Consider the following 278-nt stretch of genomic DNA (forward strand, 5'->3'; position numbering starts at 1 on the left):
ACCCATCGCAACGGCCCAGCAGCTCCAGCACCGTGCCATCGCGAAATTCGTCGATGCGGTGCACGTTGAGAAGGTCGCGGCACACCGCCTCGGCCAGCTGACTGTGATCCAGCGGAACCTTCAAGCGATCACACAGCGCACGCAGCGGTTACAGCCCGCGCTGCTCATGCATCACATGGCGCGGCCATTCCGCCTGCGGAGTCAGTGCCTTGCCCAGCTCGTGGGAAAGCGCGGCGAATCCCACCAGATCATCGCCCGGCGCCAGCTGCGCGGCGATA

General features: G+C 65.5%; 1 pseudogene. It reads right to left on the reverse strand.

Annotated elements, in window-relative coordinates:
* A pseudogene (gene cca / locus ACQG3P_RS19575) lies at positions 1 to 278 on the reverse strand (multifunctional CCA addition/repair protein); the annotation flags it as partial.

Source organism: Stenotrophomonas sp. SrG (assembly GCF_050031795.1).
GTDB classification, from domain to species: Bacteria; Pseudomonadota; Gammaproteobacteria; order Xanthomonadales; family Xanthomonadaceae; genus Stenotrophomonas; species Stenotrophomonas rhizophila_A.